Below are 24,482 nucleotides of genomic sequence, written 5' to 3'. Positions count from 1 at the left end.
GTTTGCCTCGCCCTGCCCGTAGCCAGGAATGCCAAGCAGGCACAGGCTGAGCAGACAGAAGCAAAAGCGTCGCAGGACAGAGAATAAGGAGTAGGGGTTTTCCATAGTCAGATATGAGTAGGCCCATTGCTTTCCTGGCCAACGAATGCCGACCGGGAAAGACGCAGGTGCTTATAGATCGGAAAGAAACTGGTATGCCAGCCGCTGCGAAAAGGGCGTCTGGCGCGCAGACCTACTCGCCGGCCCGAGCGGTCCGGTTGGTAGCAGTTGCCATAGGGGTAAGAATAGATAGGGCGGGTGAACGGAGTAGGAAAGCGGCTACTTCCCCGAGCACGCATGCGCTACAAGGGTACATACATATCCGGTAAGTAGCAAGAGGGAGGGAAGGTCAGACAACCAGGTAGTTGATGGCCCTTCGCTACTGCCTCGCCCGCCAAGTCTTAGCTTGGCCGACTATAAAAAAGCCCGCCCTGCCGACGGCAGAACGGGCTTTTTCAGCGCAGCTGTATCAGCCGCTTACAGGTTGCCGCGCAGGCCCTGCTCGCGCTCAATGGCTTCGAACAGGGCTTTGAAGTTGCCTTTGCCGAAGCTCTTGGCCCCTTTGCGCTGGATGATTTCAAAGAACACGGTGGGCCGGTCTTCCACGGGCTTCGTGAAAATCTGGAGTAGGTAGCCTTCCTCGTCGCGGTCCACGAGCAGGTTCAGGGCCTTCACCGATTCCAGGTCCTCATCAATGTGGCCGATGCGCTCCAGCAGGTCGTCGTAATAGGTGCCGGGTACCGACAGGAACTCCACGCCGCGGCGGCGCAGCTCCGTGACGGTTGTGCGAATGTCGTTGGTAATAAGGGCCATGTGCTGCACGCCGGGCGAGTGGTAGAAGTCGAGGTATTCCTCAATCTGACTCTTCTTCTTGCCTTCGGCGGGCTCGTTGATAGGGAATTTCACGAAGCCGTTGCCGTTGCTCACCACTTTGCTCATCAAGGCCGAATACTCGGTGCTGATGTCGTCGTCGTCGAAGGTGATAAGCAACTTGAAGCCCAGCACGTCCTCGTAGAACTTCACCCACTGGTTCATTTCGCCCCAGCCCACGTTGCCGACGCAGTGGTCTACCACCTCCAGGCCCACGGGGTTGCCCTGCGGCACGCCGCTGGTTTTGGCCACGAAGCCCGGCATAAAGGAGCCGCGGTAGTTGCTGCGCTCCACGAAGGTGTGCACGGTTTCGCCGTAGGTGTAGATGCCGGCCAGCGTCACGGAGCCGTTTTCGTCTTCGATGGTGTAGGGCTCGAAGGCCACTTTGGCGCCACGCTTGGTGGTTTCCTCAAACGATTTGCGGGCGTCGTCCACCCACAGCGCCATCACCTTCACGCCGTCACCGTGCTGGGCCACGTGCCGCGTGATGTCGGAATCGGGCAGGAGCGAGGTGGTGAGTACGAAGCGGATTTTGTTCTGCTGCAACACGTAGCTGGCCCGGTCGCGTACGCCGGTTTCGGGACCGGCATAGGCTACCAGCTCGAAGCCAAACGCCGCCTGATAATAGTAAGCCGACTGCTTGGCATTGCCGACATAAAACTCAATGTAATCGGTGCCGTTGAGGGGCAGGAAGTCCTGAGCGGGCTGGGCCTGCATGGCCGGCGAGGTCATGGTTTGCATGGGCGAAGAGGATGGGGTGGTACGTGTGGATGTGTGGGTAAAAATACTGTTTTGAGGGAAATGATTCCGATATGACGCTACATGTCTGTATTTACCGCCCCGCTGAAGATCTTATTGTAGGCCACACTACAACAGGAGTAGGACTCAGACCGGGAGTGCGACATTCTTCGTAAAATTGGGGCGGAAGCAGAAACTGCGCACGAAACTGCCGAATCCTCTCCACCTTTGTAGCCTAACCCCAATGCTTACCCTTATGAATCTGGAAGAGCTAAACCGCGCCCTCGTTACCCTGATTGAGAAAAAGCAGGTGCTGCACGATATGTCGTACGACGATACCCGCTACGACGACGTGGAGGAAGAGCTGCACGACCTGGAGGATGACTTCAACGAAGAGTACGGCTCGTTCTTGGAAGCCGCCCTCGACAAAGTGCATACCGAGCTCAACTCCGATACCGATGTGCTGCTGCCCACGGCCTATCTGCCCTCCAGCACCGGCGGCACGCCCTCACCCAAGGAAGGCGTGTGGGTAGACTCCGAGAAATACCCTGGCAAAGAAGCCCGCATCACGCTGATACCCAATCCTACGCGCATCATGCTGACGGTAGGCAAAGCCGTGCAGCAGGAGCTCTGGAAAGCCAGCTAGTACTGTCAGAACCTGAACTTGCCGGATTGCAGACCCCGTGCCGTACTGAGCTTTACTCAGCATGGTGCGGGGTTTTTACTGCCTTATTTCTTCCCTGTATGCTCTACCGTATTGCCGAACCCGATGACTGGGAGCAGGCCCAAAAAACCGGATTTTTCGCCAGCCCTGATCTGGCGGCGGAAGGATTTATTCACTGCTCAGAACCGCACCAGGTGCTGGAAACGGCGCAGCTTTACTATGCGGGCCGCAGCGGACTGCAGCTGCTGGAGCTGGATGAAGAGGCGCTGGCTACGGCTGGCGTGCGGGTAAAGCGGGAATGGGTGGAGCGCCGGCAGCAGCATTTCGCGCACGTGCTGGGGGCGGTGCCGCTGGCGGCCGTGCGGCGGGTGTGGGCTTTTGGCACAAAAGCTGTAGATGGAAAATTTAGTCTGCCCGACGGGCTTTAGACAGGAGGGTTTCTTCCGTCAGAGCTGATATCCGGCCGCTGAAATCCATTGTAAAATTCACTATCCATTACCACGTATGCGTCAATCTATACTCGCGGTTTCAGTACTCGTACTAAGTGGTCTGCTGGCCGGCTGTGGCCCTTCCTATTTGCTGACAATGGCTCCCAGCCACCCCAACGGACCCAGCATAAATGGCCATCCTACCAGCCTTAGCGCCCGCCCCGAAGACAGCGTGGAAGTGCGGCTGGGCTTCGTGCGCTACGAAGAAAAAGAGCTGGTATTTGAGGTGGAAGTCAACAACAACTCCAGCAAGCCGGTGCTGCTGGCGCCCGAAACGTTCTACTACACGCCGCTCTACACCGATACTCCGGATACCCTGTCGGCTTCGGCAACGGCTGCGGTGCTGGAACCGGCCCGCGTGCCCGCCCTCGACCCGGAAGCCCGCCTGCAGCAGTTGGCCAAGCGCCTCGATAAGCAGGCCAACAAGGCCCAGGGCGGCGGCTGGCTGGAACTCGTGACCAGCGCCACCCACATTGCGGAAAATGTATCCAGCATCAACAAAAAGGAAACCGACCAGCAAAGCGCGGAGCGTGAGCAGCGCCATGCTTCCGACGAAGCTTTCCTGGCAGACCAGCGCGAAGAGCACGCCCAAAAAGCCGATGTGCTCTACGACCAGAAACACAGCTTGGAAGCCGTGGCCCTGCGCAAAACACTGTTGCCTTCCCGCCAATACGTGACAGGCCAGGTGCATTTTCCCCGCACCGACGCCGCGCATCAGCTACGGATGGTGGTATTCTTCAATGAGCGGCCCGTGACGTTCACATTCGTACAGCGGCCGGGCGTATTGTAGGTGCTATACTGCCTCTGGAAAGCAGAAGCGGCCACCCGGATTCCGGGTGGCCGCTTCTGCTTTAGAAAAGCAACAGCTTACACGAGTTCGGCCAGCTCCAGCCACCGCTCCCCTTTGGTATCAAGGTCGGCGTCGGTGCGCTTGAGTTGGGCGGCCCAGTCGGCCAGCTCGGTGTGGGAGCCGGTGCCGGCGTTCAGTTTTCCGATGAGGTCCTGCTTGAGCGTTTCCAGTTGCTCCAGCTCCTTTTCCAACTGCTCGTATTCCTTCTTCTGCGCGAAGCTGGCTTTACGTTTGGCGGGTGCCGGGGCAGCCGGAGCGGTGGTAACCGACACTTGGTTTACGGATTTCAGAGCCTTCTCGGCGTCGCGGGCGGTGTTGTCGGCGGGCTGTTCCTGCAGCCATTCGCGGTAGTCGGTGTAGTTGCCGGGGAACTGCCGGATTTTGCCGCCGGGTTCCAGCGCAAACACCTGCTCCACCAGCGCATCCATGAAGTATCGGTCGTGGCTTACAATGATCAGGCAGCCCGTAAACTGGAGCAGGAACTCCTCCAGAATGTTGAGTGTGATGATGTCGAGGTCGTTGGTCGGTTCGTCAAGAATCAGGAAGTTGGGGTTCTTGATCAGCACGCGCAGCAGCTGCAGCCGCCGCTTTTCGCCGCCGCTCAGCTTGCTGACCAGCGTATACTGCTGGGCCGGCGGAAACTGGAAGTGCTGCAGAAACTGCGACGCCGTCACGACGCTGCCATCGGCCAGCTCAATCACCTCGGCTACTTCCTTCACAATGTCAATTACGCGTTGCGAGGGGTCGAACTGCAGCTCAGTCTGAGTGTAGTAGCCGAACACAGTAGTCTGGCCCGCGTCTACGGTGCCGGAATCGGGGGCGAGCTGCTTGGTGAGCATGTTGAGCAGCGTGGATTTGCCCGCGCCGTTGGGGCCCACCAGGCCAATCCGGTCCTTTTTCTTGAACACATAGCTGAAATCGTCGAGCACCACTTTGTCGCCGAACCGCTTGCTCAGATGCTCTACTTCGATGATTTTGCCGCCCTGGCGGGTGGTTTTCACCGACAGTTCCATGTCCGGGCCTTTGATTTTGGTGCGGGCCTTCTCCTGGGTTTCATAAAAAGCGTCGATGCGGGCTTTCTGCTTGGTGCCACGGGCCTGTGGCTGGCGGCGCATCCATTCCAGCTCCTTGCGCAGCAGGTTTCGAGCCTTCTCTACCTCGGCGGTTTCCATCTGCTCCCGCTCGGCTTTCTTCTCCACGAAGTAAGCGTAGTTGCCTTGGTAGCGGTGCACGCGCCCGCCATCCAGCTCCACAATTTCATTGGCTACCCGGTCTAGGAAGTACCGGTCGTGGGTCACCATGAGCAGCGTGAGGGAAGGAGAGGCCAGCCGGTTTTCCAGCCACTCAATAGTGGCTAGGTCCAAGTGGTTGGTGGGTTCGTCGAGAATGAGCACATCGGGCTCTTCAATCAGCACGCGGGCCAGGGCCACCCGCTTGCGCTGCCCGCCCGAAAGCTTGCTCACGTTGCGCTGCAGCAGCTCGCCCAGAATGCCCAGCTTACCCAGAATCTGCTGCACCTGCGACTCATAGTCCCAGGCGTTATAGGAGTCCATCAGCTCCATCACGCGCTGCAGGTCGGCAGGCTTGTGGTCGGGGTCATTCACTACATGCTCGTAGTCGCGGATGGCGGCCAGCGTGTCGTTCTGGCTGGCGAAGATGGTTTCCTCTACCGTCAGCGACTCATCAAATACCGGCTGCTGGCCCAGGAAGGCCACACGCGTGTCTTTGCGGGTGCTGACGCTGCCGGTATCCGGCGGCTCCAGTCCGGCCAGTATCTTAAGCAGCGTGGTTTTGCCAGAGCCGTTAATGCCTACCAGGCCCACGCGCTGGCCCTGGAGCAGGCCAAAGTTCAATTCCCGGAAAAGCCACCGGTCGGCATAGTTCTTCGAAAGATTCTCAGCAGACAGCAAATTCATACCCGCAAAGGTACGCCACAGGAATCAGCAGACAGAAGCCACCGGCAAGTAGTTGCGAGAAAAACCGGCGGGTGGCAGCTAGTGGCCTTATATCACCCGGATTCGGTCTACGTGCAGGTCGTCGCGCAGGATTTCGAGGCCTTTGTAGGCCAGGGGGCGGCCGGTGTTGTGGGTCAGCTCGCCGCCATCTGCGTGCAGATGAGCGACATCGAGGATGAGCTGCGTGTATTTTCGTTCGCCCAGCTCGATGGCAATAGGGCGGCCCTGGGAGGAATCGAAAGACGCCAGTGCGCGGTCAATTTCGGCCAGAATGTTACTCATAGCGGTGGGCAAAGGGGGCAGTGTAATAGCGGAAGATAGGAATTCGAGGGAATTGTAAAATTTTGACCGGGTTTTTTGCGCAGAAACCCGGCATTGCAAGACAGTTCCGCCGGTTCCTCGTTACTTGCCTCCCGATATGACTCCAGACCTCACCACCCGCCCCATCGGCGTATTCGACAGCGGCATCGGCGGCCTTACCGTAGCCCGGGCCGTAGCCCGTGTGCTGCCGCATGAGCGGCTCGTGTACTTCGGCGACACGGCCCACCTGCCCTACGGCGACAAAAGTACCGCTGCCATCCAGGCCTATTCAGTCAAAATATGCGACCTGCTGCTCAAGCAGCACTGTAAAGTCATTCTGATTGCCTGCAATTCGGCTTCGGCGGCAGCGTACGAACTGGTGCGCGAGTATGTCGGCTCCAAAGCGCGCGTCCTGAACGTCATCGACCCGATTGTGGCGCACGTGGGGCAGATGTACGCCGGCCGTACGGTCGGGCTTATCGGTACGAAGCAAACGGTGAACAGCAACGTTTACCGCAAAAAGATAGATGACCTCGACGCCGGTGTGCAGCTGCAAAGCCTGGCCACGCCGCTGCTGGCCCCTATGATTGAGGAAGGCTTTTTCGATAATTCCATTGCCGGCAACATCATCGAAACCTACCTCTCCAACCCACTGCTGGATGGCATAGAAGCGCTGGTGCTGGCCTGCACGCACTACCCCCTCATTAAGAAGCAGATTGCCGAGTATTATAAGGAGCGGGTAACGGTGCTGGACGCTTCCGACGTAGTAGCGGCCCATGTGCAGCACTACCTGCACGACAACCAGCTGGCCGCCAAACCCGGTAAAACAGCGCCCGTTCACCAGTTTTACGTTTCCGATTTCACCCGGTCGTTTGAAGAAAGTACGCGTATCTTCTTCGAGCAGGAAGTGCATCTGGAGCACTATCCGCTCTGGGAGTAATGTTTTGCGTCTGCCCGCTGTTCACCCTGAAAACAGTGGCACTAAACCCCACTAATACCCCACCACCTACACGCTCCTAGCTGCTATGAACAAACCGTATTACCGCTTCGGCGACTGGCGCCGCAATGTGCTGCTGGCCGCCGCCGCTACCAGCCTGGGCCTGATGCTGCCCGCCTGTTCCGGCGGTAGCTCCGACCCGGAGAATACTGCTGCCGAAGGCGACTGGAGCAGCGGCAATTCGTACTCGGAAGGCGTCGTCACGGAAATGACCGAAGTGCAGCCCGGCGAGTGGAAAATCACGGCGGAGCGGCCGGCCGGCAAAGAGGAAGTGGCCGCCGTGCTCAAGCATTTCGATGGCAAAGTGGACACGCTGCAAGGGCAGGCCCTGCAACGCCAGATGCAGGACTACACCCGCGCCAACCCGGAAAACCACATGGGCCGTACCGGTATGATGGACGTGCTGATGTGGGGTGGTATCGGGTACATGGCCGGGCGGTTTCTCACGCCCAACGTAGGGGCTTATGCCAACCCCGGCCTGGTGCAGCAGAACAACGGCTGGCGCAGCCGGGTAGCGCAGGAGCGAGGCCAGGGCCGAAGCTTTTTCGGCCGGGGCTTTTCCGGTACCCGCAGCAGCAGCGGTATCCGGCCCAGCACTACCGTCACGCGCAGCACCGGCTATGGCAGCCGCAGCAGCATCCGGAGTAGTGCCCCCAGCTCTGGACGGAGCAGCGGTTTCGGCAGCCGTGGTGGCCGTGGCTTTGGCGGTTAAGCCTGCGCCTGTATCAAGCACTCAGCTAGTCTGCACCTGTAGTGGGTGGGCTGCCTGAGTGCTTCTTCTTTTTCCTTCAGCATATACTTACATGATTACGCTGCTTCCGCTTTCTGGTGATATGGCGCCCGCCTTGCGCGGGTTGGGCTGGGACTGGGCCCTGGAAGATGCCTGCCAAAACTACGTGGCCCGTGAGGCCGTGCAACTGCCGGAAGCAGAAGCGGATGTCTTGCTGCAGGCTGCCGATACACTGTATCAGATGCTGGTGCAGTCTATTCCTGACCCCATTCCTGATTCATTGTTGAGCCAATTGGCTATTCCACCGCTACTCTGGCCCGCCGTGCGCCACTCCTGGAACGACGACCGGCACTGGCACCTCTACGGCCGCTTCGATTTGGCCCAGACGCCCGAAGGCCCCAAACTCCTCGAATTCAATGCCGACACGGCTACCAGCATTCCGGAAACCGCCGTGGTGCAGTGGGCCAGCCTGATGGCGGCCGGGCAGGCTGAGGAAGAGCTGCAGGCCAATGGCCTGTTTGAAGGTATTCAAAACCAGCTAACGGAATGGCTGCAGCGCAACGACGACCTGGAGCCTACGCTGCTGCTGGTACACCTGCCCGGTAGCGCCGAGGACGAGGCCAACTGCGCCGTAGTAGCCGAAGCCGCCCGCGAGGCCGGCTTCTCCGCCGTCCATATCTGCTCCGCCGATGCCATGCAGGTTGCCGTAGCAGGAGCGGAGCGGGGCGTCTGGGCCGAGGTGGAAGCGGGGCAATGGCAGCGCTTTGGGTTTCTGTTCAAGCTGGTGCCGTGGGAAATTCTGGTGGATGAGGAGCCGGCCCTGACAGCTGACCTCATTCAACTGCTCCAAAGCCGGGACGTAATCATTGCCAATCCTGCCTACACGCTGCTGTTTCAGAGCAAAGCTATTCTGGCGTGGCTCTGGCTGTGCTTCCCGCACCACCCGCTGCTACTGGAAACCTCCTTCCAGGACCTCAGTGGCCACTATGTGAGCAAGCCGTTGCTGGGCCGCGAGGGCCAGAACGTAACGGAAGTGATGAACGGACATCCTGGGCAACGGGTGGAGGGAGAGTTTGCGCATCAGCCGCACATCAGCCAGCGCTACGCGCAACTGCCACAGGATGCGCAGGGCCGCCTATATCAGGCTGGTGTGTTCTGGGCCGGCGCCGGGTGTGCCATTGGCTACCGGCGGGCTCCTGGCTTTATCACTAATCTGTCAGAGTTTGTGCCGCACGTGCTGGTTGGGTAACGCTGCGCATTGCTGGAGCATTGCTTTCCAAAGCGCAGGGGCTCCTGATACATTATCAGAGTTGACTCTGGCTCAAGGGCTCGGATGAGCTGAGTTGTGGCCCTTACGGATTGGCCCTGCTGTTTGGCGTTTGCCGCTCATGGAAGTGAAAAATGAGGAGGTGAGGTACCCGGCAGGAAGAATTCTGCTGCTGGGGAAGGCTTCGGCATGTCCTGTCACGGGCAGTCCGGCCGGCCTGGTGAAGTCGTCAGAAACCGCAACGCCCGGTGCTGCCCGTTTGGCTGCAAGGCTTGGCTGCGCAATCGTGTGAGAATGACTGTCTATTTTAACCTGCTGTTCATCAGGATACTAGTTAATTCGGTTAAGCTTAGCTGTAAGATAAATTTGTATTATTTCGCTTAATATTTAAATTTATGGTCTATAACGGTAAAAGTATCCTTGAATGGATGCAGATGAATGTTTTGGATTTGCTCAAGTCATTGTTAGCAGATTTATGTTTTGCTTCCCTCCATCGTTTGTGCGGGCCTCTCCGGTAAGGCGTACAGGTTTCGCCAGCAGCTTTTGCGGTGCTGTAATGTTTATAGTACTGTGTCTGCTGGCTACTTCAGCCGCTGGCCAGGGTGAGCGGCGCCGGCCGGCCCGCGAAAACACGAAGACCACAGACGCACAGCAAGCACCGGTTCGGGAGTCGAAAGCTGCCCCGTTGCCGGCCAACAAGCTGGAAGAAGCACTGCGCCTGCTGCTCAGGGCAACATCCGATTCTGCTGCCACCAATACTCAGCGTCAGAAGGCAGTAGAAATAGAAGGCCTGATCGTGGACCAGACCATAACCAAAGTAGGGCATGATTTCTACGACATCTTCTACACGCAGTTCGAGGCCCCGGCGGGGAGCGGTGAGTACGTAGTAACCATCACCGAAAAGCCGGCCCGCGGCACCAGCACACTTATTTCAGTGAACGTCAACGATACGGACTTACTGGAGATGCCTCTGCAACCCAAGCCAGAATATATTGAGGCCGCCGCCGCCGAAGCCGTCAGTACCGCAGTGGACCATTTGCAGCAATCCAACAGCCTGAGCCGGCAGTTGGAAAAAGGCGCAAAGCAGCCCCTGGAAACCTTTTAATGGCTATACACAACTTCCGTTTCTCCTCTCACTGCATATTCCACCGCGCATGAAACATCTCTTTACACTAAGCCTGCTGCTGTTGCTGGCCGGATTCAGCCATACTGTTGCCGCACAGGATATGGTTTACGAACCCAAAAACCCCAGCTTTGGTGGTGGCAACTCCTTCAACTACTCGTGGCTGCTGAGTAGTGCTACGTCCCAGGACACGTTCAAAGATCCGGCAACGCTGATACCCCGGGCAACAGAAGATCCGCTGACCAGCTTTGCCACCAACCTCAACCGGCAGCTGCTTAGCGAACTGACAAACCGCTTTATAAGTGAGCAGTTTGGCACTGGCACGGTCAAGGCGGGTACCTATGCAGTAGGCGGATACCAGATTCAGGTTACGCCCGGCAGCGCCGGAGTAGTCATCGTTATTGCTGATCCGGTTACCGGCAACCAAACTACCGTGACCATTCCAAACCTGCCCTAAGCGGCCCGCTCTCTGCCTGCTTCTCTTTCCAGCTCTTCACCCACCACGGTCCTTTTTATGCGCATTACCTCTTTACTATGTAGTACACTAATCGGCTTGTTGCTGGCAGGATGCTCCCCCTACTTCCACCAGCCTTTCAAAACCGAATCGGCACGCCTGGGAACGGAAGTGAATGCCAATGCCATATTGCGGGACTTGCCGACTCCCAGCGCCAAGACAGTAGTGGCCGTGTACAAATTCCGGGACCAGACCGGGCAGTACAAGCCACAGGCCAATGGCTCCAGCTTCTCAACCGCCGTTACGCAGGGCACTACCACCATTCTGCTGCGGGCCCTGGAAGAGTCCGGCTGGTTTGATCCTATCGAGCGGGAAAACCTTGGGAACTTGCTCAACGAGCGAAAAATCGTGCGCTCAACCCGCTCCGAATTCACGGAGCAGACTGGTGTGAAGCAGCCGGCACTGCCGCCGCTGCTTTTTGCCGGCGTGATTCTGGAAGGCGGCATCATCTCCTACGATGCCAACATCCTGACCGGTGGCGCGGGTATCCGGTACTTCGGTACGGGCGCGTCCGGGCAATACCGCCAGGACCGCGTAACCGTTTACCTGCGGGCCATCAGCACCAATAATGGCCGAATCCTGAAAACGGTTTACACGTCCAAAACCATCCTCTCGCAGCAGGTGGATGCTAGCTTATTCCGCTTCGTCAGCTTTAAGCGGCTACTCGAGACGGAAACAGGCTTTACTTATAATGAGCCGAGCGAAATGGCGGTGAAGGAAGCCATCGAGAAAGCCGTGCAGGCCCTGATATTTGAAGGAATGCGCGAAAACCTCTGGCAGCCGAAGGAAATAGCGGAGCTGACGGGCGAGAAAATGCTGAACTATGTGCGGGAGCGGGAATACGGCAAACAGTACGATGTACTGGGCCGGCAGGTAATGAACCGCCCGGATGCGCTGACCTTCACGGCAACGGCCGGCTTTCAGCGCTACGGCGGCGACTTTGCGGCTCCCCGTACCATGCCGCTGGCTTACGGCACCTTATCCTACCAGTTCAGGGGCGGCCGGTGGGCTCCCTTCGTAGGAGTAGGGCGGGGCCGCTTGGCCGCCCAGCAGTACTTCGACCAGACTATTTCCCTGGCCGAAGCCGGCCTGCAGATGAGAATTTTGCCAACCGACCGGTTTACCCCTTATATAAGAGCAGGTGGCGGCATTCTGAAGCACGGCGAGGGAAATGAGCCTGGCTTCCGTGGCACCATCCCCAGTATTGTGGCCGGGACCGGGCTTGAGTACCAGGCCAGCGTGAAATGGAGCCTCACGGCCGGGATTGATGCCCGGTTCCTGCTGGAAGACAACTTGGACGGAGCAGTAGTAGGGAAGTACAACGACAATTCTTTTGCCCTACGAGCCGGTTTTGTGTACCAACTGGCAACTCGGCCTAAGAGAAAGTAAATCAGTGCGATATAAAGCAACGAAAGAGGAGCTAGACAGTGTCTGGCTCCTCTTTTGGCATTTATATTTAATTATTCTAATATTTTTTTTCAAAAAAAAATGATGATAGTACTTGACACATAAATATTTTCATTTATATTTGTACAGTTCTTCCGGAGAGAGCAAATGAATAAGTGACAAGTACCTTAAAATTGTAGTACCCCCTTCCCCTTTCTAACCACCAACTTACCTTTCCCCACATCATGAAAAAATTACACATCCTCGTTGCTGCACTGCTCGTTTCTGGTTCGGCTTTCGCTCAGGGTCCTCAGGGCTTCACCGCTGTTAACGCCTGCGTAGGCTGCCCAGCTGTTACGCTGACGGAACTTACTCCTGCCGCTCTTTCGAGCTTGGAGCTCAACCCGAATAGCCTGCCTACCGGTGCTATCGATAACTGCTCTATTGTACAGCAGGGTGATGGTCTGGCCATGGATGACAACAACCGGGCAGTGGTAGACCAATCGGGTACCGGCAACTCGGCTGTTCTGCGCCAGCAGCAAGGCGGCTCTAACTACGGCCGTCAGGACCAGAATGGTACTGCTAACCGTGCCGCTACACAAGTATGGGGTAGCAACAACACGACTCTTCAGCTGCAGAATGGTACCGGCAACGTAGCTACCATCAACGTGGACGACGTAGTAGGTTCAGGTCCGGGTGCTGCTGTAAACGGCGACGGCAACTGGGCTCAGCAGCGTCAGAGCGGATCGGCTAACCGTGCCAAGATCGATCAGTACGGTGACTTCAACATTGCTTCGCAGGACCAGAGCGGTGATGGCAACTACGGCGTTATCCGTCAGGAGTCTGACCGCAGCCAGTCTGAGCAACTGCAGATTGGCAACAGCAACATCGCCTCCACCGACCAGGGCCGTGGCCGTGCTCTTGACAATGGCCAGCGCAGCTGCATCGAGCAGCGTGGCGACGGCAACTCGGCTATCGTTCGTCAGGACGTACGCTAAGTTGAGCGGGCCAACAGCCCTCTGCTAGCTAAGAACCCTCGCCGGGTACCCGCCTCCGCATGCGAGAGCAGGTACCCGGCTTTGGGCTTATCTTTCCACTTATTAAGAGGCATACCCCTCAGGATGCAATGAAACGAAACCTGTTTTTTATGCTGCTCAGCCTCCTGCTGATTAGCGGAAATCCGGCCTTCGCCCAGCAACTGGGGCGGAGCGAGGCAGCCACCGCCGAGCAGCGGCTGCTGGAGGACATCGGGCCGGGCTGGGTAGATACCAACCCTGCGCTAGTACCTAACGCGCAGAACGCCGCGACGATTGTGCAGCAGGGTAGCGCCAACCGTGCTACCAGCACCCAGAACAACCCGGGTACCAACCCGAACCTGACAGCCATTATGCAAGTCGGCGACCTTAACCAGGCGTACGTGGCGCAGCGGGGGAGTGGCAACACCACCACTGTAAAGCAAAACGGCGACAGAAACCTGGTCAACAGCACTGTAACCGGTGATAACAACACCACCAAGCTGGTGCAGAACGGTGACGGCAACGAGTTCATTCGCGACGCAATTACCAACAACACGGATGTGAGCATAACCCAGGACGGAGTAAATAACCGGCTGGTGCAGCAGGGCACTCAGACCCAGACCCCGCCACGCTACGAAGTTGAGATGCGCGGCAACGGAATCAACCTGACCATTGAGCAGGGGCGTATTGGGCAGTAGCAACAGCAGCTGGCATGAAGAGCAGGATTAGCCGACACGCTGGCTAGTCCTGCTTTTTGTTTGTTGGTAAGCTATATGATGTTGTTTTCTCTATAAACTTGCATTTGTAAATGTTTAAGGCAAAATAATTATTGGTATAATTAAATAAATCTCGCTACTTTTAGTGCTCCGAAAACCTTTTTGTACGACACTGATGATGAAAATTCTCTTAATCAGTTTGTTAGCATGTGCTATGACGCCGTATCAGGACAAGACCGTGACTGCCCCACAATGCACGGCTGAGCTGGTAGCAAGTAAAGCTGACGGCTTAACCACCATAACCGGCTATTGCAGTAGCCTGAGTTCCCAAACGCAGCGCTACACCTACACGCTGGAGCTAGCAAAACAAGGCGCCGGCGGGCAATCGAGCAATCGGCAGCAGGGAGGGTTTGAGCTGGCGCCAAGCCAGACCGTACGCTTGTCGCAGATCAGTATTGGCGCCGATGCCGGCACGCGCTTTAAGGGCCGGTTGCGTATACTTGATGCCAACGGCCAGCTGGTTGCCCAGGACTCTATAGCTCAATAACACGGCTGCTCTGGTGGCTTTCCCCTTGGTGGCGGCCAGCCTGGACTATACCCACTATAACCGATGTGGCGGCAAGAGAAGCACTGGGTACTTCCTCCCATAGCTTGTTTCGCTGCTGCCAGCCCTTTTCACGTTCCTCTACTTCCTCTCTCCTATGAAACCCGCCCATCTGCCAGTTCTTACGCGCAATTGGCTGCTTCGCTGTCTGTGGTTGCTGCTGCTGCCATTGGCGTCTTGCGAAGACACGGCCGTTATGCCGATTTTTTATGGCAACGTGCAGGGCATCCTGCGGGATGCCCGTACCAATCAGCCGCTGGCCAACGTGTCCATCAGTACCACGCCAGCTACCATGGCTCTCACCACCGATGCGCAGGGTATGTTTGAGCTGAACGACGTGCCCACCGGCCGGCTCACCATCACGGCCACGAAAGCCGATTATCAGCAGACTTCTACCGCGGTAACCATTGAAGACGGCAAAACCACCACCGTGGCCATACAGCTGACGCCGGCAGTAGCCGCTACTGCTCCCAACCCGCCCAACCGGCCCGTTCCCGCCGACCAAGCCGTGGACGTAGCTGTGCTGCCGAAGCTGGAATGGCATCCGGTAGGAGCCTTCCGCTCCGATTCGCTGCGCTACGACCTGATGCTCTATGAAGGCAATTCCACTACCAACCGCCGGCAGCTGCTCACTAGGTCCCGCGATACGGTCTACCAGTTTACGGCCCAGGATGTGCCGCTGCTCTACAATACGGTGTACTACTGGCAGGTGACAGTCTATAACAAGGCCGGTACTTCTGCCCGGTCCAGCCTGTGGTCGTTCCGGACGGCGCCTTTCCCCAACAATTTCTTCGTGTTTGTGCGGCGCACCAATGGCTTCCCCGATATATACTCCTCCAATGCTTCCGGTAGCACCACAGTGCGCCTCACCAACTCAAACGCTTTTGAGGTGGCCCCGCGTTTTAGTCCTGGATATGATAAAATAGCGTACACTTCCAACGGGGCTTCCGGACAACACCGGCTTTACACCATGAACCGGGACGGCTCCGACCAGCGCATGATATCCTCGCTGCCGGTGGAAGGCTACAATAATTTCGGGATAGGCTTCTGCTGGTCACCGTACGGCGACCAACTGCTGGTGGCCAGCTACGATAAGCTGTATCGGGTGAACCGCGACGGTTTCGGAGCGCCCACCCTGATTGCTACCGCTCCGGCCGGCCGCCACTTCCGGGAGTGTGACTGGAACGGGCAGAGCCGGAAGATTATCGTTCAGACGGTGGGAATAGATATTAACGACTCCGAGCTGTATATCATGAATGAGGATGGTAGCGGCATGACGCTGGCTGTCGGGAATGTGGCTGGCCGGCTGGATTCCCCTTCTTTCAATCTGGCGGGGACGCGCATTATGTATACCGTGGACGCGGCTGGCTTTATGGACCAGACCGGCCGCCAGATTGACGCACGCATCCGGACCCAGGCACTCGATGGCAGCGCAGTAGTGGATGTTTCTGCTTCGCCCGTAACTACCGGCGGAAAGCCAGCCGGATACAATGACCTGAATCCACGCTTTAGCGCGAACGGTGCCAAGATTGTATTCACACAAGCGGTTAACACAAACGCGCTGCCACCGGAAGTGTGGCAGATGGATGTGGATGGCCGCAACAGAACCCTATTGTTCCAGAACGCTGAGCAGCCGGACGCCATATAAGGTCCAGTCTCGGCAGAGCTCCTGCGCAGCAGACTGCCGCTGCCGAAACAGTATACGCCATCCGTTATAGCCGGAGCCAGAGTGCGAACCTGCACTGCGCCGATACTTCCGCCAGTCAATTAGGTAGAGACGTCACGCCGCCCCTGTTCGGCTGCCTCAGGCAGTGGAGCAGGGGCGGCGCCATGATAGGGTAGGGTGGGGTCAAAGCTGACGTCGGGCAACGAAACCGTCAGTTTTCCGGTAAAAGCACCAAGACTCAGCAGATGAGTGCTCCTGAAAGGTTTGCTTGCAGCGTTGTTATTAATCCGAAAAAACCACGCAAATTTGCATGTTCAAGTATAATATATGTAAAAGTATATATTGTAACTGTGCCATTTTCTGAATATTACACAAATCGGTTTAAAAAACCGGAGACGCAATACCAAGCTGGCATGGATTATGAAAGGCAGCCGCGTGCAATGGACCATCAATATCTGATGTGTTCTGATAAAAGTTAAATAATAACTGGAAAATGTAATAATCTTACCTGTTTTTTCTGCGTACTAGCCATCAGTTTCCACTGTAAAGCATGTTCTTTTTCAGCTCCGTAACGCCGTTTTTTCCTTCGTAACTCTTAATTTTTCATAGCACTATGACCAACACTTACCTGCGTACCATACGGCAGGCATTCCGACCTCACTACCATCTGCTCTTACTGCTGATGCTGGTTGTGCCCGGCCTGTCCCACGCTCAGAACTTCACGGAGACTTTTGGTACTGCTGTACCATTCGAGTCGCCGGCTAATGCGGATGCCAACGGCCGCTTCGACAACTCGGCTGCCTTCTCCTTCGGGGGCAACGCAGTAGTGGCTCCGAACAATGCTCCTTCCAACGGCTATAGCTTCACCAACGCTACGGGCGCTTCACAGGCTGCTTCGGGCGTTCCGGCTATTGTATTCGGACGTGAGAATCCTAACAACGCTGGTGCTGTACAGGTGCAGGCGGGTGTGACCTACCTGTTCAACATCGGCAACATCAATACTACGGGCATCAACAGCCGCCAGCGCATTTCCTTCGGGCTGCGCCTGACTGCCGCTGCCGCCGCTGCGGATCTGGTGCTGGAAGCACGGGACGGCAACGTAGCCGGCAGCTCGTTCACCGTGGTTCCCTTCACGTTCCCGACTCCTCCTGCCAACGGAGCCGACTGGTTCCTGGTATCGACTACGGCTTCGCTGCCGAGCACGACCAACCTGATTCTGCAGTTCCGCAAAAACTCTGGCAACAACGTCCAGTACCGGATTGACGACCTCACGCTGCGCGGCTTTGAGCCCACGCTGACGGCTTCTTTCTCTACGCCCTTCTTCCCCAACACGCCCGTTAACCAGCAGTCGATTGCACGCACGCTGACGGTAACGGGTTCTGACCTGCTTGGCAACGCAACGGTGACGGCTCCTGCCGGCTTCCTGCTGCGCCCGGCCGGCACGACGGCAGCTTACGCCCAGACGGCTACCATCACGCCTAATGCCAACGGTAATGCTTCGGCTCAGTTTGATGTAGTATTCGCGCCAACGCTGGCTTCGGCTCCCGGCCCGTATCCTCAGAACATCACCGCCGACTTCATTGTCAGCAGCCCAAGCGCTACCAGCGTTGCCGTAACGGCATCGGGCAACGCAACGGCTCCGCAGCCGGTGCTCACGGCCAATCCGAATTCACTGGCCTTCGGTGCCCAGACGGTTGGTACCAGCTCGGCTTCGCAGAGCTTCCAGCTCACAGGCCGCGACCTGACCGGCAACGTAACGGTAACGGCTCCGAATGGCTTTGAAATCCGGGTGGGCGGCAATGCCTTCTCGCCAAACCCTATCACGCTGGTTCCGACTGGCGGCAGCATCAACCAGCCGGTTGACGTGCGCTTCGTGCCCGGCACGACGGGTACTATCACCGGCAACGTAGTAGCTACCGGCAACGCCGGCTCGCAGGCTCTGGTAGCCGTTAGCGGCTCGGGTACGGCTGCTCCGGTTACGCCGACCATCAACTCGTCGACGACGAACATCGACTTCCAGACCGTAACGAACAGCGGCTCGGCGCAGACGCAGACCTTTACGGTAAGCGCTACCAACCTGAGTGGCCCGCTGACGCTGACGCCTTCGAACGCCAACATTGAGATTCGCAACGCTACTGCCGGTGGCAGCTTCACCAATGCGCCGCTTGCTATCAACCCGAACCCGTCGGGCAACGTGACCAACCAGATTATCGAGGTACGCCTCGTGCCGACGGTAGGTACCGGTAACTTCAACGGCAACATTGCCCTGACCAGCACCAACGCCCAAACGGTAAACGTAGCAGTGACTGCTACCAACCCGAGCGGCTCTATTTCCGACATCTCGCTGACGAACCCCATCCTGACGGAGTTCAGCACCTCACCCGGTGTGCCTTCGTCGGTGAAGTCGTACAACGTATCGGCGGACAACCTGCTGCAGGACCTGACCATCACGGCTCCTCAGTTCTTCCAGATTGCGCTGTCGGCCGACCCGAATGCTCCCGGCGGGTTCAACTCGCTGGGTGGCACTACCGGCAACTCGCTGGTACTGCCCCGCATCACGGGCTCTTCTGACCCGACGCTGAACGGCGACGTGGACCTGACGGCTATCTATGTACGCTACTTCCCTCCCGGACCGCAGACCAACCGCGGCCAGGTAGTATCGAACAGCAGCGCCCCGGCCCGTACGCAGTTCGTGACCGTGAACGGTTCGAGCGAGCCGGAGCTGGACGTTATCGGCTCTTTCGCGACGGTAGTAAACCTGGTGAAGTTTGAGAAGTCGGCTACGCAAACCCTGCTTCTGCGCGGTGCTCGTCTGGCCAGCCCAGTACTGGTGCGTGTGCCCCGCGACCCGGAGCCCGGCACTAACCCTTCGCCACTGAACCCGACCCGTACGCCGCAGTTCCAGATTTCGAAGTTCGCTGACTTCCGCGACATCAAGCCCGACGATGAGTTCCCCGGTACGAGCCTCATCTTCACGCCTGACGAAAATGACAGCCTGGCCCAGGTGCCGCTGTATGTGCGCTACGCTCCGACCCGTGTAGGCCAGGCCACCGCCGACCTGCTGTTCCGCACCCCCGACCTGTTCTCGAACGTAGAGTTCACGCGGGTTCCGAATGCTCGTCTGCGTGGCAATGCCATCGACGTGGAGCCAGTTCGTCAGTCGGCCGCTACGGTGACCCGCTCGGCTGATGGCCGTAGCGTAACCATCGTCTTCACGCAGGAAGATGGCTCGGCCTTCCCCGGCAACCCGGAAGCCGCTGGCTTCGGTGAAAACCGCCTGATCATCGCCAGCACCAGCAACACGCTGACGCCCGGCTTCTTCCCGTCGGATGCCACCCCATACGACCCCGGTAACAACGTATATGGCAACGGCTCGAACATCAACGGCAACTTCGTTGTATTCGCCAGCTCCGCTACCACCGCTGTTATCACGGGCCTGAACCCGAATGTGAACTACTTCTTCTTCGGCTTCGAGTACAACAACGACCAGGTACTGGGCGCTGAGAACTTCAAGACCCCGAACCTGCCCATCACGGTGCAGCTCCCGCTGCCAGTTGAGCTGGTGAGCTTCACGGCTCAGCTCCGCAACGGCAAGGTGAACCTAGAGTGGGTAACCGCTTCGGAGAAAAACAACCGTGGCTTTGAAGTACAGCGCAGCCAGAACGGCCAGCAGTTCTCGACGGTATCGTACAAGGAAGGCCGTGGCACTACCACTGCCCGCACTACCTACACCGACGTGGACAACCAGCCGCTGCCGGGCCTGAGCTACTACCGCCTGAAGCAGATTGACACCGACGGCAAGTTTGTGTACTCGCCAGCGGTGATTGTGAAGAACGCCGGCCTGACCGAGGCCAGCTTCTACCCGAACCCAACCTCGGGCAAGCTCACCATCCTGCTGCCACAGGCTGCCAACGCTGCCGCCCTGCGCGTGCAGATTCTGGACCTGACCGGCCGCCTGGTGCGCGAAGAGACGCTGCCCGTAACGGGTGAGCTGGACCTGAGCGCCCTGCAAGCCGGCACCTACATGGTGACGGTAGGCTCCGGCGACCAGAAAGTGACCCGCAAAGTGGTGAAGAACTAACTGTTCTTCAGACACTACACTGAAAAGCTCCCGGCCCTGGCCGGGAGCTTTTTTTGTGCCCGTTTGCTGGCGTAATCATTCGATAATGTGTAGTTTGTTGTACTTGGCCTCGAACAACTTGTATCTTTGCGGTCGGACCACCCCTTCGCACATCCTTTCACCCTCGTACCGTTCCGTATGCTGCACACCTTTACGCCGCCCCCTGTCTTACGCTCCGGCCCCTTGCTGCGGGTGCTGCTTGCTTTCCTGCTGCTCCTCCGCCCCATAGTAGGGTGGGGGCAGACGACTATTGTTAGCTGGGATTTTAATGACAGTAATGTCATTGCTGACGGAGGTATCAGTGCTAATAACACTAAGACTCTTACTGCTCCAGGTGCAGTAACATTTAGCTCTGGTCTAGGTGGCACCGGCCAATCAGCCAACTACAATATGTGGCAAAGTGGAAGCGGAAGTAAGTTTTGGCAGATTGAGTTTACCACTACTGGCTATACAGATATCAAAATTTCGTCTTTGCAACGTAGTTCCGATACTGGCCCTAGAGATTTTAAGCTTCAATATAGAATCGGAACTGGGACTTGGACTGACTTTAATCCTGGGGTCCCTGTAACAGTAGGCAACGACGATTTTGTAACAGGTGTTGTTGCGAATGCACCATTACCAGCTGTTGCTGCCAACGAAACCAGTGTTTCTGTTAGGTGGATAATGACGAGCAATATTCGTGTAACAGGTGGCTCATCTACTGTATCAAGTGGAGGTACCTCCCGCATCGAGAATATCGTAGTTACGGGCACCGCTGCTACTTCAACGCCTACTATTACTCTTTCCTCTGCGGCACAACTTACCTTCACGACTACCGAAGGAACGGCTTCCGCCGCGCAGAGCTACACCGTAGCGGGTTCTAACCTAACGGCTGACATCAGCATCACGGCACCTACTGGGTATGAGTTGGCGCTGGAAAATCCAGCCGGTTCCGGTACCCCCGGCACCTTCGCTGCTGCTCCCGCTGGCAGCCCGTTAGTGCTGGCCCGCACCGGGTCCAGTCCCACCATTGCCGCTACCCGCATTTTCGTTCGGCTGGCTAACACGACTACCGTTGCGGGAAGTCCCTACACTGGCAACCTAGTACATACCAGCACTGGCGCAACGCAAGTTGATAAACCAGTATCTGGCACCGTGACGGCGCCCGTAGCGGTGCCTACCATTACGAGCTTCGCGCCGGGCAATGGTCCGGTGGGCACTTCCGTAATCATCACGGGTACCAACCTCACCGGAGCTACTGTAACCTTCAACGGTACGGCCGCGCCCGGTGCTTCAGTAAACGGAGCCGGCACCCAAGTGACGGTTACGGTACCTGTAGGCGCTACTACCGGCACCATTGCTGTGACTACGCCCGGCGGCACGGCTACCAGCGCCACCAGCTTCGTAGTAGACCCCACCCCGAATCCGGTTCCGACCATTTCCCTGCTCAACCCGGCATCCATCACTGCCGGCAGCCCCGATTTCGTCCTGACCGTAGATGGCACCGGCTTTTTGGCCGGTTCGTCGGTGAGCTTCAACGGTACGCCCCGTGTCACGAGCTACTCCAGCCCCACACGGCTGACGGTTACCATCCTGGCTGCTGATGTAGCTACGGCCGGTACCTATGATGTAACGGTTACGAATCCGGCGCCGGGTGGCGGCACTTCGGCGGCAGCGCAGTTCACGGTAATAGCCGCGCCTACTGGCACTCCCTGCCTGACGGAAGGATTTGAGTCCACCACTTTCCCTCCTTCGGGATGGTTGGCTACTAGTGTAAGCCGTTCAACTGCAACTGGGGATATTAGGAATGGTGTAGGAAGTGCAATTTTTGGTTCCGCTACCGGACAGCTCACCACGCCCGTATTGGTTAGCCCCACTGCACTTACCTTCTATCTGGGACGTAGCACCAACAATACCGCTAGGACGCTGATAGTGGAAGTGGCTACGGATGGACAAACGGGTACTTTCACCCAAATTGCTTCATTTGATGTCAATAATGTACCAGGTGGGTCCTACGACCAGTATACGGTGCCGGTACCAGCACCTTACAATACAGCCGCGCAGGTTTGGGTTCGTTTCCGCAAGGCTAGCAGCACCACCGCACCCTGGCGTCTGGATGATGTAGCGGCGTACTGCGGCACTCCGGCCAACGCGCCGCAGGTATCCGTAACGCAGGGTGCTACCGCTATTCCCAGTGGCAGCGGCTCGTATTCGTTCGGGTCTACCACGGTAGCCGGTACGGGTACCAGCGCCACGTTTGCGCTCAACAACACGGGCAGCGCCGACCTGACCTTCGCGTCGGCTACTCCGGTTACCATTTCAGGTGCCAATGCCGCCGACTTCACCGTGACGCTACAACCTACCGGGCCAATTGCCGGTCCGGCCGGCACCGCCCCGTTCAGCATCAACTTTGTGCCGGGCGCCACAGGTCCTCGTACGGCCACGGTAACGATTACCAGCAACGCCGCCGTCTACACCTTCACGGTGCAGGGCACGGGCGCACTGCCACCCGCCAACAATGCGGCCGCCGGCCTCTTGCTGCTGGAAGACAACTTCAACTATGCAGTAGGGACCCCCCTGACTGCCAACGGCTGGACCGCGCATAGCGGCAATGCCACTGCTGTAGCAGAGGTAGTCGCTGGTAACCTGGCCCACCCGAACTACGCGCTGGGTTCACCGCAGGACGGCAACAAAGCCGACGTATTCGGGTCGAGCCAGGACGTGAACAAGCCGTTTACGCCTTCCGCTACCACCAACGTCACCTACATGGCCGCGCAGGTAGAGGTAGCAGAGGCCTTGAACGGTGACTACTTCCTGCATCTGATGAATACAGGCGGTTCAAACGTTTTCCGTGGGCGCATCTATACCCGCGAGTCGGGTGCCGGCTTCAATTTCGGCCTGAGTGTTTCCAGCGGTACTATTACGTACGCGCCTACCGTGTATAGCTTCGACCAGACCTACCTGCTGGTGCTGAAGTACGTGACCAACCCCGGCGGCAACGACGAAGCCAGCCTGTACGTGACCAGCGCGGCCGCCCCGTTGCTGGAACCCGCCACCTACACCATTGGCCCCCTCTCAGAAGCCAACTCCACACCCGTCCTAAACGCCGTTGCTATTCGGCAGGACAACAATACGCCTGTAGTTTATCTTGATGGTGTTCGGGTAGCCACGGGCTGGGGCGCGGCCATCAGCCGCCCCGAGTACACCGAGCCCAATGGTACCATCAATGCCGGCAACTACTATAGTGTAGGCGTATCGGGCACCAACGACCGTCTGGACCCGAACGGCGCAGTAGTAGTAGAAGGCAACCTCAACCTGGATGGTGGCAAGATATTCACCACCGCTGCCAACTCGCTTACGCTCCGCGTTGGCGTCACGACGCAGGTAAGCGCCAGCGGCACCAGCTTCGTAAGCGGCCCGCTCGTGCGCGAGTCCGTGAATGCGCCGTCGCTGTTCTTCCCCATTGGCAAGGGCACCAACTACCGCCCCCTCACGCTCAACATCAGCACGGCCCCGGCCGGCATCACCCGCTACACCGCCGAGCAGAACGAAGGCGTTCCGGCCGACCAAACCCTCCTCGGCGACCTGAAGCGCGTGTCGCGCTACCGCACCTATAGCGTGACGCCGAGCCCGGCCCCGGCCGCCGGCACCTTCTCCGGCACCATCGAGCTGAGCTTCGGCACCAACGACGGCGTCACGGACCCTTCGGCTTCCTCGCTGGTAGTAGCCAAGAGCAACGGCAGCGGCTGGGAAAACATCGGGCGCTCGGCCAGCACCGGTACCAGCACCGGCGGTGGCAGCACCGCCTACGTAGCCGGCACGCTCACTTCCAACGTCTTCACCTCGTTCAGCGACTTCGCCCTCGCCAGCACCGACCCCGACGTGCTCATCAACCCGCTGCCCGTCACGCTGATCAGCTTCGCGGCAGAGCGGCAGGGCGAGGTAGTGAACGTAGCCTGGGCCACGGCTTCGGAGAAAGACAACGCCCGCTTTGAAGTGCAGCGCTCCGCCGACGGCAACGCCTTCAGCACCCTGGAGAGCGTAGAAGGGCACGGCACCACCACCCGCCGCCACGACTACCGCATCGTGGACCGCCAGCCGCTGGCCACGCTCGCCTACTACCGCCTGCGCCAGCTCGATACCAACGGCAAAGCCACCTTCTCGCCCGTCGTGACGGTAGCGCCCGGCAAGGAGCTGGCCCTGTACCCGAACCCCACCCGCGCCTCCCTGACGCTGGTAGCGCCCGCAACGGCCGCTACCTACCGCGTCATCAGCACAGTGGGTAGCGTAGTGCTGGAAGGGCAGGCCCCCACCGGCACCGCCACCCTCGATGTAGCGAAGCTGCCGGCCGGCCTCTACCAGCTGGAAGTAACCTCCGCTGCCGGCCGCACGGTGCGCAAGTTCACGAAGCTGGACTAAGCCCCCGGCCCGCGCCGGGCGCGCCTCAGCCCCAGCAAAAA

General features: G+C 58.2%; 18 protein-coding genes. 15 read left to right on the top strand and 3 right to left on the bottom strand.

The window, feature by feature from the left end; all coding sequences use genetic code 11:
- Positions 1-516 precede the first annotated feature (516 nt).
- Positions 517-1,650, bottom strand: a complete 1,134-nt coding sequence (gene hppD / locus IC231_RS15040; protein ID WP_190785315.1) for a 4-hydroxyphenylpyruvate dioxygenase — start codon at positions 1,648-1,650, stop codon at positions 517-519.
- A gap of 241 nt (positions 1,651-1,891) precedes the next feature.
- Here hppD and IC231_RS15035 point away from each other — a divergent pair, with 241 nt between their 5' ends.
- The 3 genes from IC231_RS15035 (at position 1,892) to IC231_RS15025 (ending at position 3,589) form a co-directional block, all read left to right on the top strand.
- The gene (locus IC231_RS15035) at positions 1,892-2,293 is read left to right on the top strand and encodes a hypothetical protein (protein WP_211539092.1); all 402 of its coding nucleotides are present in this window, start codon (positions 1,892-1,894) and stop codon (positions 2,291-2,293) included.
- Positions 2,294-2,391: 98 nt separating this feature from the next.
- Positions 2,392-2,739, top strand: a complete 348-nt coding sequence (locus tag IC231_RS15030; RefSeq protein ID WP_190785314.1) for a DUF952 domain-containing protein — start codon at positions 2,392-2,394, stop codon at positions 2,737-2,739.
- Positions 2,740-2,815: 76 nt separating this feature from the next.
- Positions 2,816-3,589 (top strand): hypothetical protein, encoded by a 774-nt coding sequence (locus tag IC231_RS15025; protein ID WP_190785313.1) that lies wholly within the window; start codon positions 2,816-2,818, stop codon positions 3,587-3,589.
- Between the two features lie 77 nt (positions 3,590-3,666).
- On the opposite strand, the gene IC231_RS15020 is transcribed toward IC231_RS15025, so the two are convergent.
- Complete coding sequence (locus tag IC231_RS15020) at positions 3,667-5,565, bottom strand: ABC-F family ATP-binding cassette domain-containing protein (protein ID WP_190785312.1); 1,899 nt, start codon at positions 5,563-5,565, stop codon at positions 3,667-3,669.
- A gap of 87 nt (positions 5,566-5,652) precedes the next feature.
- Positions 5,653-5,886 carry a hypothetical protein gene (locus IC231_RS15015; protein WP_185889475.1) on the bottom strand — a complete coding sequence of 78 codons (234 nt, stop codon included), beginning with the start codon at positions 5,884-5,886 and terminating at the stop codon, positions 5,653-5,655.
- A 136-nt stretch (positions 5,887-6,022) separates the two neighbouring features.
- Here IC231_RS15015 and murI point away from each other — a divergent pair, with 136 nt between their 5' ends.
- From murI to IC231_RS14955, 12 genes are all read left to right on the top strand, one after another.
- Positions 6,023-6,844, top strand: coding sequence for a glutamate racemase (gene murI / locus IC231_RS15010; protein WP_190785311.1), 822 nt, complete (start codon positions 6,023-6,025; stop codon positions 6,842-6,844).
- Between the two features lie 85 nt (positions 6,845-6,929).
- On the top strand, positions 6,930-7,613 hold the full coding sequence (locus tag IC231_RS15005; protein ID WP_190785310.1) for a hypothetical protein: 684 nt from the start codon (positions 6,930-6,932) through the stop codon (positions 7,611-7,613).
- 91 nt (positions 7,614-7,704) lie between these two features.
- Positions 7,705-8,880, top strand: a complete 1,176-nt coding sequence (locus tag IC231_RS15000; protein ID WP_190785309.1) for a glutathionylspermidine synthase family protein — start codon at positions 7,705-7,707, stop codon at positions 8,878-8,880.
- 574 nt (positions 8,881-9,454) lie between these two features.
- Positions 9,455-10,003 (top strand): CsgE family curli-type amyloid fiber assembly protein, encoded by a 549-nt coding sequence (locus tag IC231_RS14995; RefSeq protein WP_190785308.1) that lies wholly within the window; start codon positions 9,455-9,457, stop codon positions 10,001-10,003.
- Between the two features lie 49 nt (positions 10,004-10,052).
- Complete coding sequence (locus tag IC231_RS14990; protein WP_190785307.1) at positions 10,053-10,478, top strand: curli production assembly/transport component CsgF; 426 nt, start codon at positions 10,053-10,055, stop codon at positions 10,476-10,478.
- A 57-nt stretch (positions 10,479-10,535) separates the two neighbouring features.
- On the top strand, positions 10,536-11,924 hold the full coding sequence (locus tag IC231_RS14985) for a CsgG/HfaB family protein (protein WP_190785306.1): 1,389 nt from the start codon (positions 10,536-10,538) through the stop codon (positions 11,922-11,924).
- A 242-nt stretch (positions 11,925-12,166) separates the two neighbouring features.
- Positions 12,167-12,919, top strand: a complete 753-nt coding sequence (locus IC231_RS14980) for a hypothetical protein (protein WP_190785305.1) — start codon at positions 12,167-12,169, stop codon at positions 12,917-12,919.
- 128 nt (positions 12,920-13,047) lie between these two features.
- Positions 13,048-13,635 carry a hypothetical protein gene (locus tag IC231_RS14975; protein WP_190785304.1) on the top strand — a complete coding sequence of 196 codons (588 nt, stop codon included), beginning with the start codon at positions 13,048-13,050 and terminating at the stop codon, positions 13,633-13,635.
- Between the two features lie 193 nt (positions 13,636-13,828).
- On the top strand, positions 13,829-14,200 hold the full coding sequence (csgH, locus tag IC231_RS14970; RefSeq protein ID WP_190785303.1) for a curli-like amyloid fiber formation chaperone CsgH: 372 nt from the start codon (positions 13,829-13,831) through the stop codon (positions 14,198-14,200).
- A gap of 154 nt (positions 14,201-14,354) precedes the next feature.
- Positions 14,355-15,905 (top strand): carboxypeptidase regulatory-like domain-containing protein, encoded by a 1,551-nt coding sequence (locus tag IC231_RS14965; RefSeq protein WP_190785302.1) that lies wholly within the window; start codon positions 14,355-14,357, stop codon positions 15,903-15,905.
- A 631-nt stretch (positions 15,906-16,536) separates the two neighbouring features.
- Complete coding sequence (locus tag IC231_RS14960) at positions 16,537-20,004, top strand: T9SS type A sorting domain-containing protein (protein ID WP_190785301.1); 3,468 nt, start codon at positions 16,537-16,539, stop codon at positions 20,002-20,004.
- 702 nt (positions 20,005-20,706) lie between these two features.
- Positions 20,707-24,441 carry a choice-of-anchor D domain-containing protein gene (locus IC231_RS14955; protein WP_190785300.1) on the top strand — a complete coding sequence of 1,245 codons (3,735 nt, stop codon included), beginning with the start codon at positions 20,707-20,709 and terminating at the stop codon, positions 24,439-24,441.
- Positions 24,442-24,482: the final 41 nt, after the last annotated feature.

It is taken from the genome of Hymenobacter duratus, from assembly GCF_014698995.1.
Taxonomy (GTDB): domain Bacteria; phylum Bacteroidota; class Bacteroidia; order Cytophagales; family Hymenobacteraceae; genus Hymenobacter; species Hymenobacter duratus.
The sequence above is the reverse complement of the archived record's forward strand: the minus strand, read 5'-3'. Positions and strand labels throughout refer to the sequence as shown.

What these genes read in the sequence shown, in the direction of transcription:
- hppD (WP_190785315.1), bottom strand. Translation starts at nt 1,650, where the DNA reads ATGCAAACCATGACCTCGCCGGCCATGCAGGCCCAGCCCGCTCAGGAC.
- IC231_RS15035 (WP_211539092.1), top strand. Translation starts at nt 1,892, where the DNA reads ATGCTTACCCTTATGAATCTGGAAGAGCTAAACCGCGCCCTCGTTACC.
- IC231_RS15030 (WP_190785314.1), top strand. Translation starts at nt 2,392, where the DNA reads ATGCTCTACCGTATTGCCGAACCCGATGACTGGGAGCAGGCCCAAAAA.
- IC231_RS15025 (WP_190785313.1), top strand. Translation starts at nt 2,816, where the DNA reads ATGCGTCAATCTATACTCGCGGTTTCAGTACTCGTACTAAGTGGTCTG.
- IC231_RS15020 (WP_190785312.1), bottom strand. Translation starts at nt 5,565, where the DNA reads ATGAATTTGCTGTCTGCTGAGAATCTTTCGAAGAACTATGCCGACCGG.
- IC231_RS15015 (WP_185889475.1), bottom strand. Translation starts at nt 5,886, where the DNA reads ATGAGTAACATTCTGGCCGAAATTGACCGCGCACTGGCGTCTTTCGAT.
- murI (WP_190785311.1), top strand. Translation starts at nt 6,023, where the DNA reads ATGACTCCAGACCTCACCACCCGCCCCATCGGCGTATTCGACAGCGGC.
- IC231_RS15005 (WP_190785310.1), top strand. Translation starts at nt 6,930, where the DNA reads ATGAACAAACCGTATTACCGCTTCGGCGACTGGCGCCGCAATGTGCTG.
- IC231_RS15000 (WP_190785309.1), top strand. Translation starts at nt 7,705, where the DNA reads ATGATTACGCTGCTTCCGCTTTCTGGTGATATGGCGCCCGCCTTGCGC.
- IC231_RS14995 (WP_190785308.1), top strand. Translation starts at nt 9,455, where the DNA reads ATGTTTATAGTACTGTGTCTGCTGGCTACTTCAGCCGCTGGCCAGGGT.
- IC231_RS14990 (WP_190785307.1), top strand. Translation starts at nt 10,053, where the DNA reads ATGAAACATCTCTTTACACTAAGCCTGCTGCTGTTGCTGGCCGGATTC.
- IC231_RS14985 (WP_190785306.1), top strand. Translation starts at nt 10,536, where the DNA reads ATGCGCATTACCTCTTTACTATGTAGTACACTAATCGGCTTGTTGCTG.
- IC231_RS14980 (WP_190785305.1), top strand. Translation starts at nt 12,167, where the DNA reads ATGAAAAAATTACACATCCTCGTTGCTGCACTGCTCGTTTCTGGTTCG.
- IC231_RS14975 (WP_190785304.1), top strand. Translation starts at nt 13,048, where the DNA reads ATGAAACGAAACCTGTTTTTTATGCTGCTCAGCCTCCTGCTGATTAGC.
- csgH (WP_190785303.1), top strand. Translation starts at nt 13,829, where the DNA reads ATGATGAAAATTCTCTTAATCAGTTTGTTAGCATGTGCTATGACGCCG.
- IC231_RS14965 (WP_190785302.1), top strand. Translation starts at nt 14,355, where the DNA reads ATGAAACCCGCCCATCTGCCAGTTCTTACGCGCAATTGGCTGCTTCGC.
- IC231_RS14960 (WP_190785301.1), top strand. Translation starts at nt 16,537, where the DNA reads ATGACCAACACTTACCTGCGTACCATACGGCAGGCATTCCGACCTCAC.
- IC231_RS14955 (WP_190785300.1), top strand. Translation starts at nt 20,707, where the DNA reads ATGACGAGCAATATTCGTGTAACAGGTGGCTCATCTACTGTATCAAGT.